At 39.7% G+C, this 15,531-nt stretch carries 14 protein-coding genes and 1 other RNA gene; 7 read left to right on the forward strand and 8 right to left on the reverse strand.

What is annotated here, in order from left to right:
• Positions 1–9 precede the first annotated feature (9 nt).
• Complete coding sequence (gene rsmI / locus AC4MCC_RS10215) at positions 10–852, forward strand: 16S rRNA (cytidine(1402)-2'-O)-methyltransferase (RefSeq protein WP_125278947.1); 843 nt, start codon at positions 10–12, stop codon at positions 850–852.
• Positions 853–923: 71 nt separating this feature from the next.
• Here rsmI and AC4MCC_RS10220 read toward each other — a convergent pair whose 3' ends face one another.
• From AC4MCC_RS10220 to AC4MCC_RS10235, 4 genes are all read right to left on the reverse strand, one after another.
• On the reverse strand, positions 924–1,175 hold the full coding sequence (locus AC4MCC_RS10220) for a hypothetical protein (protein WP_004782870.1): 252 nt from the start codon (positions 1,173–1,175) through the stop codon (positions 924–926).
• A 174-nt stretch (positions 1,176–1,349) separates the two neighbouring features.
• The gene (locus tag AC4MCC_RS10225; protein ID WP_491885230.1) at positions 1,350–2,597 is read right to left on the reverse strand and encodes an FAD-dependent monooxygenase; all 1,248 of its coding nucleotides are present in this window, start codon (positions 2,595–2,597) and stop codon (positions 1,350–1,352) included.
• Positions 2,594–3,802, reverse strand: coding sequence for a 2-octaprenyl-6-methoxyphenyl hydroxylase (gene ubiH / locus AC4MCC_RS10230; protein WP_034703738.1), 1,209 nt, complete (start codon positions 3,800–3,802; stop codon positions 2,594–2,596). The genes AC4MCC_RS10225 and ubiH overlap by 4 nt, the downstream gene beginning before the upstream one ends.
• Positions 3,803–4,212: 410 nt before the next feature.
• The gene (locus AC4MCC_RS10235; protein ID WP_004782875.1) at positions 4,213–4,653 is read right to left on the reverse strand and encodes a BLUF domain-containing protein; all 441 of its coding nucleotides are present in this window, start codon (positions 4,651–4,653) and stop codon (positions 4,213–4,215) included.
• A 1,191-nt stretch (positions 4,654–5,844) separates the two neighbouring features.
• Between AC4MCC_RS10235 and AC4MCC_RS10240 the strand changes: the two genes are divergently transcribed.
• A complete protein-coding gene (locus tag AC4MCC_RS10240) occupies positions 5,845–6,846 on the forward strand; it encodes an acyltransferase family protein (protein WP_491876018.1) in 1,002 nt (333 codons plus the stop codon).
• A 162-nt stretch (positions 6,847–7,008) separates the two neighbouring features.
• Here the strand turns inward: AC4MCC_RS10240 and AC4MCC_RS10245 are convergent, their stop codons facing one another.
• From AC4MCC_RS10245 to AC4MCC_RS10255, 3 genes are all read right to left on the reverse strand, one after another.
• Positions 7,009–7,248 (reverse strand): DUF378 domain-containing protein, encoded by a 240-nt coding sequence (locus tag AC4MCC_RS10245; protein WP_034703714.1) that lies wholly within the window; start codon positions 7,246–7,248, stop codon positions 7,009–7,011.
• Between the two features lie 393 nt (positions 7,249–7,641).
• Entirely contained in the window at positions 7,642–8,976 is a 1,335-nt protein-coding gene (gene pepP / locus AC4MCC_RS10250; RefSeq protein ID WP_491885231.1) for a Xaa-Pro aminopeptidase, read from the reverse strand.
• 153 nt (positions 8,977–9,129) lie between these two features.
• Entirely contained in the window at positions 9,130–9,762 is a 633-nt protein-coding gene (locus tag AC4MCC_RS10255) for a UPF0149 family protein (protein ID WP_034170482.1), read from the reverse strand.
• Positions 9,763–9,827: 65 nt separating this feature from the next.
• Here AC4MCC_RS10255 and AC4MCC_RS10260 point away from each other — a divergent pair, with 65 nt between their 5' ends.
• From AC4MCC_RS10260 to lon, 5 genes are all read left to right on the forward strand, one after another.
• Positions 9,828–10,385, forward strand: a complete 558-nt coding sequence (locus AC4MCC_RS10260; protein ID WP_004782884.1) for a hypothetical protein — start codon at positions 9,828–9,830, stop codon at positions 10,383–10,385.
• Positions 10,382–10,669: a cell division protein ZapA gene (locus AC4MCC_RS10265; RefSeq protein WP_005234746.1), complete on the forward strand. Its 288-nt coding sequence runs from the start codon at positions 10,382–10,384 to the stop codon at positions 10,667–10,669. The genes AC4MCC_RS10260 and AC4MCC_RS10265 overlap by 4 nt, the downstream gene beginning before the upstream one ends.
• A gap of 97 nt (positions 10,670–10,766) precedes the next feature.
• Positions 10,767–10,951, forward strand: a non-coding RNA gene (gene ssrS, locus AC4MCC_RS10270) — 6S RNA.
• Positions 10,952–11,239: 288 nt separating this feature from the next.
• The gene (locus AC4MCC_RS10275; protein ID WP_491885852.1) at positions 11,240–11,821 is read left to right on the forward strand and encodes a 5-formyltetrahydrofolate cyclo-ligase; all 582 of its coding nucleotides are present in this window, start codon (positions 11,240–11,242) and stop codon (positions 11,819–11,821) included.
• A 147-nt stretch (positions 11,822–11,968) separates the two neighbouring features.
• The gene (lon, locus tag AC4MCC_RS10280; RefSeq protein WP_034703702.1) at positions 11,969–14,395 is read left to right on the forward strand and encodes an endopeptidase La; all 2,427 of its coding nucleotides are present in this window, start codon (positions 11,969–11,971) and stop codon (positions 14,393–14,395) included.
• 63 nt (positions 14,396–14,458) lie between these two features.
• Here the strand turns inward: lon and AC4MCC_RS10285 are convergent, their stop codons facing one another.
• The gene (locus AC4MCC_RS10285; protein WP_419374392.1) at positions 14,459–15,418 is read right to left on the reverse strand and encodes a M28 family peptidase; all 960 of its coding nucleotides are present in this window, start codon (positions 15,416–15,418) and stop codon (positions 14,459–14,461) included.
• Positions 15,419–15,531: the final 113 nt, after the last annotated feature.

The raw sequence follows: 15,531 nt of genomic DNA on the forward strand, positions 1-15,531 counted from the left end.
GAGAAACCTATGAGTGCTCAGTTATTTGTTGTTGCGACTCCAATCGGGCACTTAGATGATATTAGTTATCGTGCAATTAATGTATTGAAATCGGTGAGTCTTATTGCAGCTGAGGATACACGAACTTCTGCACAATTACTTAAACACTTTAATATTCAAACACCTTTGACAGCCTGTCATGAACATAATGAAAGCAACAAGATTGATCAGTTGATTCAACGCCTGCTCAATGGTGAAGATATGGCATTGATCAGTGATGCAGGCACACCACTGATTAGCGATCCAGGATTCAAGTTTGTCCGTGCTGCGCAAGAACATAATATTCGTGTGGTTCCTGTGCCGGGTGCATGTGCTGCAATTGCCGCATTAAGCGCAGTAGGTTTACCGAGTGACCGTTTCAGCTTTGAAGGTTTTTTACCGTCTAAACAAAGTCAGCGACTTTTGACTTTGGAAAAACTGAAAGATGAAACCCAGACCTTAATTTTCTATGAAGCGCCACACCGCATTCTGGAATGTGTTAAAGATCTGGCAGCGGTATTCGGTGCAGAGCGTCCTGTCGGTTTTGCCCGTGAAATTACCAAGACCTTTGAAACCATCAAGAAAATGACACTGGGTGAACTGGTCGAATTTGTTGCCAATGACCATAATCAGCAAAAAGGTGAAATTGTACTGGTGATTGGTGGTTCTATCGAAGAGAAAGATTTGGATCAGGAAAAACTGGATAAATTGTTACTGCGTTTATTACAAGACCTGTCTGTCAAAGCAGCTTCCCAACTGGCTGCAGATTTGACCGGGATCAAGAAAAAAATTGCCTATCAACGTGCTTTGGAACTAACTTCTGCCAACGATTAATTTTTCTTTATCCATAAAAAAACACCACAATTAATGTGGTGTTTTTTATTCGCTAATAATATTGAGGGCAATTATTCTCTTGCAACGGATTCATCAGCTGGGACTTCAGTAATACGGCCACCGCTTGCCAGAAAAGCCGCAATTTCATCTTCAAGTGCCTGACGTTTTTTCTGCTTAGCAGTTACAGTCAAGGTTTCAGCTTCTAATACGTCTGTATCATTCACAACTTCTTCGCTACTTGCAGCACCTTTTTCTGCTGCTTTTGCTTCATCGTCGTCAATTACAGGATCTTCTACATCATCATAATCATTTACGTCTGTCATTTTGCTCTCCCCACAAATGGCTTCGCTTTTATCTATTGAACCAAGCTTTAAATTAACTGAAATTTAGCAATCTCTTTGGTCTTCGCCTAGCCCTAATTTTCAAAAAATCGTATCCTTTTTAAACAAAATAGTTACTCTTTATAGATGTTTGTTTAAAAAATTTACATTCGGCCGCTAGGCTGAATAACGTGTATCTTTGAGTAAACTTAAACCATTCGCCTGAGCCATAAATGCATCTTTCAGGACTGCCTGTTGCTCGACCTGTTTCAGCCCGAAATTACGTGCCCACACCACTGGGAAAAGCTCTGTAGTTTCCATCCAGCCAATCGCCGACATGCTATGCATCATGGCATCATTTTGACCTTTACGGCGATGCTCATAACGTTTCAAGGTCTGTTCATGAGCCCATACCCCACGCGCTTTGTCATGCAGCAACACGTCACAGAGTACAGCAGCATCCAGACAGCCGATATTGACCCCTTGTCCAGCGAGCGGATGAATCACATGCGCAGCGTCACCAATTAGTGCCAAGCCATCTTGTACATACTGCTGTGCAGCACGAGCTTTGAGTGGGAATTTAGCTCGTGCTGTCGCTTCCAGCACTTCACCCAGCATATGATAGCTTTCACGGGTCAATAGTTGAGTGAATTCAGCATCTGATAATGCTGCATATTCATCGGCATAATCATCAGGTAATGTCCAGACTATGGATTGCCAGTGCCCTTGCTCTTCTTCCTTAAGACTTGCCATTGGCAGATAAGCCAAAGGACCGGTTTCCAGAAAAATCTGACGGGCCACATGCTGATGCGGCTGGGCTGTTCTAATTGCACAGCTGATTCCGGCCTGTTTATAGTCCAGTACATCGATATCGATAAAGGCTTGTTCACGCACAAAGGAGTTCGCGCCATCTGCACCAATAACCAGCTTGGTTTTGAGCTGGGTACCATCTGCCAGATGAATAATCCAGACATCTACTCCACGTTCAACCCGGCTAACTTTGACCTGTGTGCGGTAATCTTGTACATCTTCAAGCATCTTTTGCTGAATACCCAGATTTAGGATACTCGGTTCCACCATCGAGCCTAGCGCCTGCTCTACAGAAGGTGTTCTTTCTGAAGAATGACCAAAGTTAATTTCACCGTAGCCATTTTTATTCCAGACCTGCATTCCAGTATATGGCTGCTGGCGTGCAAGTTTGTCCCACACACCCACAGTTTTTAATAAATGAATAGTCGCCTGACTTAGAGCCAAAACCCGCGGATTGGCTACGCTTAAAGTTTTGTCTGCATCCAGAATAGGCGCAGCATCCAGCACAGTTGCTTGCACACCACCTTGAGCGAGTAATAAAGCCGTTAGACCGCCTACCAGACCGCCACCAACAATCACGACATCTAATACATCAGAACTTGGATTCAGACTCATGCTTTTAACCCCATGGCATAGTTAGCGACCAGTGGCTTGATACCAGGAATAGTATCAAAAGCAATCAGTCCGGTATTGCGGATCAGTTTCAAGAATGGATTCTGATTACTAAAACCACGTACGACTGAATCACAGAACTTGATCACTCTTTGCTGATCATTCAAGCGGGATTTCTCATAGTCCTGTAATACCGCTGCATCACCTAAGTCTGCGCCTTGTGACTGCTGCTCTTTCAGGTAACGCACCAGTACATGCGCATCTCGCATACATAGGTTAAAACCCTGACCCGCTACTGGATGAATGGTATGTGCAGCATTTCCCATCAAGACCACACGGCCCACAGCCTGTTTCTCTGCTAATACTTGGGACAATGGAAAACTGAAGCGCTTACCTGTTTTCTGGAATTTACCGGCACGATCGCCATAGGTTTCTTGTAAGGCATTCAGGAAATGCTGGTCATTTTCTTCACCTAACCATTCTCCTTCCGTTCCTTTTTTCACAGGCCAGACCACAGAACGACGATATTCACCTGGAAGTGGTAATAAGGCTAATGGTCCTAGATGGCTAAAGCGTTCAAAGCCAACATGATTATGTGGTTTAGAAGTTTGAACGGTAGTGACAATGGCGACCTGATCATAGTCATGCTCTGAAGCCCCAATACCGAGCGCTTTACGACAGAAAGAATCACGCCCATCAGCAGCAATCACCACTTTAGATTGAAGTTTCAATAAAGCATCGCCACGTTGTGCTTCAAGATAAGCAAACTCAGCATCTTGAGTCAGAGAACTTACCTGAACCCCATCAATCAGTTCAATTAAAGGTTCTTTTTTGACTTGAGTTAGCAGTACACGACCTAGCCAGGCATTTTCAATGACCTGACCAAAACTTTCGACTTTTTCCTGTTCTGCAATTAAGCGCGCCTTACCAAAACTGCCCTGCTCAGTGATATTCACTTCAAGAATCGGCGTTGCATGTTCCTGTAAGGCATCCCAAAGCCCAAGTTCCTGATAAATCTGTACACTACGGCGTGACAAGGCACTATTACGCGCATCAAAACTGGAATGATAGGGTGCAAGATTTACATCATCATAATCTGGATATTTGATCGCTTCCAAAAGCTTGACTGCAATATTGGTTTTCGCCAACATCAGCGCGAGACTCAGGCCGACCATACCACCACCGACAATGATGACTTCTTGTTGCATGCTGTAATCCTTTCAATGGCGTACCTATATACATAGATACTTATAATCATGATGAATTTTATATTAGCCTAAAAAATTTCTTTTTTATAATAAATTAGGTAGCGGTTTCGAAGCGAAGTCTGCTTGTGGTTAATTTATAGCTCAACTGAACGTCCTACTTAAATTTTCAAAATACCGAAGTGTCGGCTACCTGATGAAAAGTAGAAGAATTTTGCACTGATTGTTAGGTTTAAAAGCTTGGCTTGGTATGAAATGATAAGGATGAGATCTGGATATATTTTTTTGAATTAACAATATTTATATTTTTGAATTTATAAAATATTTTTTATTTAACTTATTTAAAGTAAATACTCATTTTAAAAAATCATGCGATACAGGACTAAAGCTTATATCGCATGATGATGTAAGGATTAACTTGCTTTCAATGTATAGGCATGGTCATTCAAACTTGCCAATATCTGAATAAATTGAGGAATGGTCTCGGCATTCAAGGTATAAGGATTGAATTCATCCAAATTATGTTCGGCAAAGAATCCAAGAATATCCTGATGGATATTGGCATATTTCATATGCCAGTCTGAGAAGAGTCGATCATTTACATCTTCAAAATACAGAACTTCACAATTTTTATGTCGAGGATCTTTCAAGATTTTTTTATAGAACAGATCTTCAATCTTGTTCCTATCTCCTTCCAGACATTGAACAAAGTAACCATTTCCATAATACAGAGCCCCAAAAATCGCATTACGTGAATTGAAATTCAACGCTTCTGTCAGAATATTGAATAGATCATTCATTGGATCTTCGCAATCATACAACTTACTAACATATAAAAGTCTTGCGTCGCTCATTGTCTACCTCAATATTTTAGATCATGTACATTACTCAATATTTTTCCGTTGAATATATATAACTGATTTTATAAAAATTTTCTATGATTAGATACAAAATAATTTATCGAATAGTAAAATAGCTTGAAAAATAAAATGAATTTTTATATAAATTCAGCCACTTGCTTTGAACATGTATTTTTTAAATATTTCTATATTAAAAAATCTCAAAATTTTGCTATTTGAAATCTGCCATCAAGTATCAGTTTTTTTACTTTCTAAATACTCATGTAATTTGAGCACCAGTTATCTTTGCCAGAACATCAGCAAGCCAGCAAAGATGAAGGAAAGGATTAAATGAGTCGCGCTGTTCAATTTAGAAACGACAGTCTAAGTCGAGCTCCAGCAACTTATTAAGAGTATGTATATTCTTCCACCGCTCTTCTCATAATGTTTTTATAAGGGTAATTGTTTTTAATTTCTAAATAATACAAAAAAACATGCCTATTTAGTAATCAATTGTGTACTCTTTGACTTACAGCTATTCAAGTTCTTTACCCCTATTTTAGTTAAATGAATTTTCATATGATGATTACATCAGGAACAGGGAGTTCCATATAAGAATAACAATAGATAAGCACAAGGACAGTAAGGTACGACAGGAGTTATACCAAGCTAACCAATACGAAAAACCCCGGCAGGATGCCGGGGTTTTTTATTATTTAATGATTAAAAATTTGAATATAGTACCAAGATTTCTAAACAGAAATCTTAGCAATTACTGCTAAATATATCTTTCATTTATGTATAGAAAATTCCCAAGTTTTGGTATGAAGTAGATAATATATAGGTGATCTTTGAATTGATTCATCAATGGTTTCTAGAATTTCTTTTATTAAGCTGAGTACTTTTACTTTTTATTAAAATTTTGAAACATATTTTAAGCGGGTTAATAAATAATAATAATTAATAAAAAGTTCATTTTTTACCAGTTTCTAAAACTCTAGTGAATATTTGAGTTCCTGTAAAATAGGCTACTTTTATATAAAAATAACCGTAATAATTTTAGATTAAATAATCAGTAATATTCACGGTCTTTCACTAGGTATATTTGTTAGACAAACATTGAGTATGATAGTTTAAATTAAATACTTTAATAAAATAATAACTATGCTTTATTCAGTGCAATTTCTTAGGGGGATTGCTGCCTTAATGGTAGTTATAAGCCATACCTCCTTTAAAGGACAACAATACAATGTTGATACGCTTCAGTGGTATCACATAGGCGGTTCTGGTGTTGATTTATTTTTCATCATCTCTGGCTTTATTATGTGTTATACAACATATAATAAAAAAGTTAATTTTCTAAATTTCATGAGAAACCGATTCATCCGAATCATTCCTCTTTATTGGGTTCTCAGTTTTTTTGCTTTAATTGTATTTCTCATTTCTCCAAATCTTATAAATTCATCCGGTGGTGAAACAGGAATTTTCGAATCCTTCTTTTTAATTCCGAATGGCAGTAAATTTTTAATTAATAATGGATGGACTTTAAGCTACGAATTTTATTATTATTTTATATTTTCTTTTTTCCTAATCTTTTTATTAAAAGACTTATATAAATATCTTTTTATCATTCTATATTTTTCAGTTGTTGTGGCTATAGGTTTAATACTCCAACCAAAATCTGAATTTCTGATGTTTTTAACCCATAATCTTTTGCTTGAATTCGCTTTAGGCGTGCTGGCATTTATCATTATAAAAAATACTAGTCTTTCCCGATTAATGTCTACATTTATGATTCTTGTCGGTGCTTCCCTATTAGCCTATCAAAACTTTTATAAACTACCTGATTTCATCACCTTGAGATCATTAAAAATCGGGATCCCAATGTTTTTCATTTTTGTTGGATGCGTAGCTTTAGAAGACTTAATCACAGAAACTAAATCACTAATTTTAAGATTCTTTAATCATCTTGGAGATTCATCTTACTCTTTATATTTGATTCATCCTTTTACTTTAAGCCCAGTTGCTATGGTTTTAAACAAACTCAATATATTAAACCCTTACCTATTTAGCTCTATACTTATTACCTCTTCGATCTTGGCAGGCTCTATTACGTATCTAGTTTTAGAAAAAAGGTTAATTAAATTAGGCAAAGAACCATTTAACTTCTTTAGGTATTTTTATCCGGTCGATAGAAAAAACTTATAGATATTTTTTGATCTCTTTAGACATTATCAAAAATTTAAATACTAAAAACGGAGCTTAAGCTCCGTTTCTGTTAAATGTCCTTTATATCTTTTAGATTAACTAATCTGTTATAGAAATCAGTTAATTAAAAAATATCAATGACTTCAATTAACTTTTAGTCAGTTAACGTACTACTCGAGCTTGAGACTCATGATGTACATCACGTCGACCCAATTTTGTACCAGTATAGATCAGATACAAGGCAGACAAACCAACCAATACATAGATAATTCGAGATAGTGCACTCATTTCACCAAAGATGGCAGCGACTAAATCAAAGTTAAATGCACCAACCAGACCCCAGTTGATGCCACCAATAATCGCTAAAGCATAAGCAATCCAGTCAAGCGTATTTAGTCTCATCATTTTTCTCCTGCTCTTCTTTGAGTTTATTTAAGGAACAGGTCAAGTATGAGAACGAAATCGGAATTAAGATGTTGCTTTGATGCTAAAAACTCAATTGCTGTGTTGAATTCCTGTCATCTTATAATTCTCAATTTTAACAAAGTTAATTTTATTTGAATAAGTCGCGATTAACGTAAGTAAAAGTCTTGCATGTTTCTCGATAGTATCTTTGTTCTATCTAGCTATTGGATAACTTATTGCCTAAGAAATTAATCCATTTTTTCTTAAAATTTTATAAATATTCATTTTAATATCAATAAATTAAAAAATTACTATCATTCACGAATACATTTTTAACTTTCTACTATATAAAAAAGCCGGTGAGATCACCGGCTTTTTTATATCTTTCATTTAAGCAGCATGGGCTTTGGCCATTAAGGCTTCAATATCTTCCACGGTTTTCACAACTTTTGCAGTTAGCACTAGTGGGCCATTTTTGGTAGCAACCACATCATCTTCAATCCGGATTCCGATACCACGCCATTTAACATCTACAGTTTCATCATCTGGCGCAATATAAAGACCTGGCTCAACGGTCACGACCATACCTTCTTCATATGCACGCCATTCACCGTTAGCTTTATATGTACCTACATCATGTACATCCATACCGAGCCAATGCCCAGTACCGTGCATATAGAACTGGCGGAAACTTTCAGTCTGGATAATTTCGTCAATCTCCCCCTGCATAATCCCAAGATCAAGTAAACCTTGAACCAGAATGCGAACTGCCACATTATGCGGCTCTTTATAAGAATTCCCGATTTGAACTGCATTGATCGCAGCAATCTGTGCATCCAATACGACATTATATAAAGCTTTTTGTTCCGGGCTGAATTTACCATTCACCGGGAACGTACGGGTAATGTCCGAAGCATAAAACTGATATTCACAGGCAGCATCAATCAGAACCAGATCACCATCTTTCAGTTCTTTGTCATTTTCCACATAATGCAGAATACAGGCATTTTCACCGCCACCAACAATACTGTTGTAGGATGGTACACAGCCATTTTTACCAAAGACATAATTCAGTTCAGCTTCTAAAGCATATTCCATCATGCCTGGACGAACTTTCTGCATAGCCAGTGTATGCGCTTCTGCAGAAATATCTGATGCAAGCTGCATCAGTTCAATTTCATTTTCATCTTTATGCAGACGCATTTCATCAACGATACGATCCAGCTGCATGATCTGTGCCGGTGCAGAATTACCACGGCGGCTTTCACCACTGGCTGTTGCAATCCATTTAGCTACACGTGCATCAAATTCGGCATTTTGACCAATCCTGTAGAAAAGTTTATCTTTGTTCTGAAGTTTGGTGAGAATTTCCTCATCCAGTAGATCAATCGCATAAGCTTCGTCCGCTTCATAATCGTCAACGGCGCCATCCACTCCAGCACGGTAACCGTTCCAGATTTCCATTTCGCGATCACGTTCACGGCAGAACAGACTATAGGTATAACCTTCTTCTTCAGTATCAAACGTTTCAATGACTGCAACTGCTTCAGGCTCAGCAAATCCGGTCAGGTAAAAGAAACTGCTGTCCGCGCGGTATTTATAATCTGCATCACGGTTACGCAGGGCAACCGGGCTGGTGGCAATAATCGCGATACTACGTAATCCCATTTCCCCTGCGAGGATGTCACGACGTTCCTGAAAATCGGCTTGAGTCAGTTTCTTCATTACACCTTACTTCTTATCAATTGCTACTGTTATTTAAAATTTGGTCCTGAAAATAGGTTAGATTAATTTACTATCATCTTCATGAGAAGAGTCAGCAAAAAATATGCCGGTTTTCAGAACCGTTTTTTAATTTGTGTTTAGAACCGCTTGAACTTAACTCGGACGTTTCGGCGAGAAAATTTCAACTACAGATTGCGCTTCAGTCGCAGAAGCTGGAGCTGGTGCTTTTTGCGTGAATTTCTGCAATAAAGGTGTTTCTTCAACCTCTACTTTTTTACGACCGACGGACAGACTTACCGGAATCAGACGAACAAACTCATACAGCTCCTGATAGCTTTCTTCGCCTTCGGCATCGTCATCAGAATCTTCAAACTCGACTGCTGCAACATCTTGTAAATGTTCAATCAGTTCCATTTCATCATTACGGATATGACCTGAGGCCAAGCCAAAACCAAGCACTACGCCTGCACACCAGTCAGCCAATGCCTGAACGCGTTCAGCCAAGCTATGCTCATCATCTGGTAGTAATGGCAGATAATCCAGTTCATCTTCAGACAGCGCATGAAATATGTCTTCTGCCTCACCCGTTAACAATTCTAATGCTTCAGGATTCAGTTCAGGGACATCTAGCGTTTCTAGAATCTGTACCCATTCATCACTTGAAGGTGCCTGAGTGACACAGACAATTCCGGTAAGCAAACCATGCAGTTCGCTTGGGCTAGAAATTTCTTCAATTGAAGAAAAATTGCGGTACCATTCTGACCAACCTGAAATATCGTCTTGCATTCGTTTATCCAATCTCTATACTGCTTTATATATTACCTTTGTTTGCAACACTGTGCGACCTCGATATGTTAGAAGAATTACAGCGTCTACAAGTGCATATTGGCGTTTTAAAAACGCGACTTGCACAACTTGAAAGTGAGAATACCAGTTTACGTGAGAAGCAAGAGGCTTCGAGCGTGCAACATGAAACTCAAATTGAACAAAAAAATAGCTTTATTGCGCAAAAACAACAAGAAATCCAGAACCTCAATCAGCAACTGACAGAATCACGTAACCAGTTTCAGCATTTAAACCAGGATGCTACAGCACTGGCAGATCGTTATAGCCGTCTGGAAAAAAGTTGTACTGATCTAAAGAACCGTTTTCAGGAAATTCTGGCTGAACGCAATGAATTACGTGTGCTGAAAGAAAAGTTATTGCTGGAACAGCGTCATGCCCAGCAGGAAATTCAGCGCCTGAATCAGGAATCAGAACGTCTTACCCAGAAAAATGAAAATGCCAAAGCTAAAGTTGAAGCCATTATTCAACGTCTGGCAATTTTGGGAACAGCCCAGGATCAAAATGCACAGGAAATTCAGCAATTGGCCCATCCTACTGAAGTGACTGAGGAAGCTTCATCATGAGTGAACAAATCGCAATCGACTTAAAGGTATTGGGTCACAGTTTCCGTCTGGCCTCCACTGCGGATCAGCAGGATGAACTACAGCGTGCAGCGCAATTACTCAATGAAAAATACGATGAATTTCGCCGTAAAGCACCTCGTATGGAACCAAGTAAACTGATCATTATGGTGGCACTGGAACTGATGCAGGAAGTATTGACGATGAATAAATCCCTGCAACAATATGCGCACTGCGAACGTTTGTTACAAACTATTTTGGAAGAAGTTGAAGAACTAACTGAATAATCGAGTTTTTTGTTTAAACTTCGGTCGTTCGACTAAACTGTTTACAGTTCACGAACAGCATAGAGTTGCCACATCAGCATTATCGTTTATACTTAGTCTAACTCTGAGATGTTCGCCAGCGGGTCAGATTCCCCTGAGCCGATATTTAAATCTTAGGATTGAGTTCTGCATATTTAGAGTGTATGCCCATCCGGTATGGGAAACCCAGCAAGTATGCGTCTCGTCCACCTTGAACTTTAGGGTTCAAGGGTAATGACATGCAGCGGCATCCTCGGAGTGCTTCTATTTTTCTCAAAATATTTCATTATTTTTCTTCTTTTCTAAATCTCAAATTTATTGCATTTTTCCTGGTTTAGCGTCCTATACCCGTACCTTTTTTGTCTTTTAAAAAGTTGACTAGATCTAAACACAGATCGATTCATTCATCATAAATGTTTCATTATTTTTAAAATTTAATCAAAAATTCATACAGATGCCTATAATACTCGCTATATTGCTACCTTCTATTTAAGTTATGGCATTTTATTAATCTAATGCCCTAAAATCCTGAAGACCATATTTATGACGACGATGAATCTTTCCGAACTTCGCAAACAGCTACGTAAACAACGCCGTCAACTCTCTCAATTTACCCAAAAACAGACTCAACAACGTATCCTGAATATGATTCGGACTTTGCCAGAATTTCATGCAAGCAAATCTGTGGGGGTTTATCTGGATGCTTTCGGTGAGGTTCGGACTCAGGCGCTGATTGAATACTGCTTTAAGCATCATAAACGGGTTTATCTCCCCAATATTTGCAATATGAATCAGCAGCTCATGTGGGTAGAAATTAGTCAAAATCAGTATCGTTCCCAGCGTTTTGCTCATCATCGCTTGGGAATGCGTGAACCCATGGCTACACGTGGTCTGCATGTCTCAAAACTGGATCTTTTAGTTATGCCATTATTAGCCTGTGATCAATATGGCACCCGGATTGGTATGGGTGGTGGCTATTATGATCGTACGCTGGCAACTGCACCGCATCGTCCTTTTCGTCTTGGACTGGCGCATGACTTTCAGCTGATCCAACAGCCTTTAACTCGAGAAGCTTGGGATCAACCTTTAGATGCCCTGCTTACGCCTACACTTTTACAACGTTTTAAGCGTTAAATGATGTATTTCCAAATACATAAGTACTTTAAAATCACATAATTAGTCATTTTTTATACAATTTAGTCGCTATAGCCCTTGTAATTTTTAAATTACCCATCACTATTAAAAATATGGCAACACCGTTGTCACTCATTAGGAGTGCCCATGTCTGAAATTATTATGAATCAAGAAACCTTAGAGCCTCAGGTTCCAAGTGTATTACCACTTTTGGCGCTACGTGATGTGGTGGTGTACCCACACATGCAAATTGCGCTATTTGTCGGTCGTGAAAAATCGATCAATGCAGTTGATGTGGCTCGTAACAGTGACAATCTAGTATTTGTAGTTGCGCAAAAAGATTCGCTTACAGAAGAAATTGATCACGACAACTTATATCAATACGGTACTGTCGCGAAGATTGTGCAAGTTGTGAATCACGAAAATGATGAAAACTGTATTAAAGTCCTGATTGAAGGACTGTATCGTGCCAAGCTCAAAACCATCATTGATGAAAATGAGTATTTGACTGCTGAGCATGAACTTAGCCCAATGACTGTATCAGTCGATGAAACAACTCAAGCTACGCGCTTGCAGGAGCTGCGTGCCCTGTTCGCTCAGTATGCTGAAGCAAAACTTCGTAATGCTCGTGAGCTGATTGCAGCTGCGAATAAAATCGAAGACTTGCTGCAACTGTTATTCTTCGTAGCGACCCGTGTTCCTTTGAATATCGAAGTGAAACAGAAATTCCTGGAATACGACGAGTTCGATGCACATTTAACTGAGTTGATGACGTATTTATTGCAACAGTCTGAAGAACAGCAGATTGAACAGACTTTGCATGATTCTGTTAAACGCCAGATGGAAAAGAATCAGCGCGAATACTTCCTGAATGAAAAAATGAAAGTCATTCAGCGCGAGCTTTCCGATATGAATGGCGGTGCGGAAGATGACGTTGCGGAAATCGAAAAACGTCTGGCTGAAGCTGATCTGCCTGAGCATGTGCGTAAGAAAGCAGAATCTGAGTTCCGTAAGCTCAAAGCAATGCAACCGGCATCTAGCGAAGCTGCAGTAGTTCGTAACTATCTGGAAGTGATTCTGGATACCCCTTGGAACAAAGCCAGCAAAGTTAGCATTAACCTGAACAAAGCTCAGGAAATACTGGATGCCGATCACTATGGTCTGGACGACGTCAAAGACCGTATTGTGGAATACCTAGCGGTTCAGTCTCGCGTGAAAAAATTACGCGGTCCAATCCTGTGTTTGGTCGGTCCTCCGGGTGTAGGTAAAACTTCACTAGGTGAATCGATTGCCAAAGCGACTGGTCGTGAGTTTGTACGTATGGCCCTGGGTGGTGTACGTGATGAAGCTGAAATTCGTGGTCACCGTCGTACCTACATTGGTGCGATGCCAGGTAAGATCGTGCAATCATTGACCAAAGTTGGCGTGAAAAACCCGCTGTTCTTGCTCGATGAGATCGACAAGATGGCTCAAGATTACCGTGGTGATCCAGCTTCTGCGATGCTTGAAGTACTTGATCCATCACAGAACAACAAGTTCAACGATCACTATCTTGATCTGGATCTTGACCTGTCAGAAGTGATGTTCATCTGTACTGCCAACAGCATGAATATTCCTGAGGCCCTCTTGGACCGTATGGAAGTGATTCGTCTGCCTGGTTATACCGAAGAAGAGAAAGTTAACATTGCTGACCGTTACCTTGTTCCTAAAGCAATTAAGAACAATGGTTTACGTGCTAAAGAGTTGACTGTGCATGAAGAAGCGATTCGTGACATCGTGCGTCGTTATACTCGTGAAGCCGGTGTTCGTAACCTTGAACGTGAAGTGTCTAAAATTGCACGTAAGGTAGTGAAAGAAGCGGTTAGCAAGAAAGCTAAGAATCTTCAGGTTGAAGTGAATGCGGGTAATCTTCCAGATTACTTGGGTCCACATAAATTTGACTACGGTATGGCGGAAGAAGAAGCTCAAATCGGCCGTGTGAATGGCTTGGCTTGGACTTCAGTGGGTGGCGAGTTACTGACTATTGAAGTTGCAGCAGTACCTGGTAAAGGTAAATTCATTACCACTGGTTCACTTGGTGATGTAATGAAAGAATCGATTACCGCTGCCATGACTGTCGTTCGTACCCGTGCGGCTGAGTTAGGTATCGAAGCGTCTCGCTTTGAAGAAACTGATGTGCACGTGCATTTACCAGAAGGTGCGACTCCGAAAGATGGTCCATCTGCAGGTTTGGCACTAACGACTGCTCTAGTGTCTGCATTCACCGGTATTGCGATTCGTCCAGATATTGCGATGACAGGTGAAACCAGCTTAAGTGGCCGTGCAATGCGTATTGGTGGCCTGAAAGAGAAACTGCTTGCTGCGCACCGTGGTGGCATCAAACTGGTATTCATTCCACAGGAAAACGTTCGCGACCTTGCGGAAATTCCTGAGAATGTAAAAGAAGGCCTAGAAATCAAAGCTGTGAAATCGATTGATGAGATTTTACCTTTGGCTTTGATCGATATGCCGAAAGCACTGGTAAAACCACCGATTGTAAAAGCGAGCGAAGAAGCTAAAGCTGCACGTCATTAAGACCTAAAGACTTCGAAAAACACCCTGCTCTGGCAGGGTGTTTTTGTATCCAGGTGAAGACAATTAAAAGCGAATCACCATATCGACCAAACCATTCACGACCTGAGCCATCTTGGTCAGATCCAGTTTATCTAAGGTATCCTGCTCAGTATTGTAGTAAGGATTACGATAATGCGCTGTGTCTGTAATCAACATGGTTGAATAGTTAAACTTAGCATAATTCAGATAACCAGAAAAATTCATGTCCTGAGCAAATGCCGGACTAATAAAACGCTGACAGTCTAGCCGCTTGAAACGTTGCATGGACGTGCAGTAATCTCCTGTCAAACCGGCTGATGTCAAATATCCAATCGCAGCAATGAAGTTACCATGCCGTGGATAGATCCATTTCAATCCTGTCGGATAGGTCTGCACCAGATTTTCATCATAATAGCCAATAGAATCCAGAATAATGACACCTTTCACTTTTTGTTTCTGGGCCTTTAATGCTTTGGCATGCAAATAACTTCCCATATGTTCAGTCTTGAAATATGGTGGCTCCTCCAGTGTATAGAAAGCGAACTCGATATTATGTTTGAGTTTTGACTTCTGTAAGGCCAACAATCGGGCTGTTTCTAGTACCCCTGCCACACCGGAAGCATTGTTATCTGCTCCATACAGATCACTAAAGACATCATAATGCGCGCCAATAACCAGTTTGGTTTTGGCTTTGGCATTCAGTTGACACACCACATTTCTATAGCTTAGGCTATTTACAATATAGTTTTGAAATTGGCATGGAATACCCAGCAGACGCATCTGTTCTTTAAGCCAGGCTGAAACCCGGTTTAATTCACTGGTATTTTTAAAATTCCGGTATTCGTCCACACTGATAATCTGTTTGATAAACAGTTCCAGATGTTCTGGCTGAGCCTGTTTGGAGGAAAAATTTGCAGGCGCAGCAAAGCTCATGCCTAAACTGGTTAAACCGAGAATAATTAGTAGAAAAATACAATATCTTTTAATAATGAGACTGGTCCGCATTTCTTATTATCCATTCCTTTATTATCAAGCGGATACTTGAATCATGGATATTAAAGCAACATTAAATTCATGATTTCAATTTCAATTTGTTTCCCTAGCTCAACTTCGTGTTG

It is taken from the genome of Acinetobacter sp. CAU_H_56 (genome assembly GCF_058599425.1).